This is a genomic window from Paenibacillus sp. Soil522 (genome assembly GCF_001428245.1).
Classification (GTDB): Bacteria; Bacillota; Bacilli; order Paenibacillales; family Paenibacillaceae; genus Pristimantibacillus.
This window is the reverse complement of sequence record NZ_LMRV01000032.1, coordinates 1-262: the sequence shown is the minus strand read 5'-3', so window position 1 is coordinate 262 and position 262 is coordinate 1. Positions and strand designations below refer to the sequence as shown.

At 55.2% G+C, this 262-nt stretch carries 1 rRNA gene; it reads left to right on the top strand.

The features are described 5' to 3' along the window. Positions 1-262, top strand: a 16S ribosomal RNA gene (locus tag ASG81_RS08510); the annotation flags it as partial.

Genomic DNA, 262 nt, shown 5'->3' with positions numbered 1-262 from the left:
CTGGCGGCGTGCCTAATACATGCAAGTCGAGCGGATCTTGTCCTTCGGGACAAGATTAGCGGCGGACGGGTGAGTAACACGTGGGTAACCTGCCTGTAAGACTGGGATAACATTCGGAAACGAATGCTAATACCGGATACGCGGTTTGGTCGCATGACCGRACCGGGAAAGATGGAGCAATCTATCACTTACAGATGGACCCGCGGCGCATTAGCTAGTTGGTGAGGTAACGGCTCACCAAGGCGACGATGCGTAGCCGACC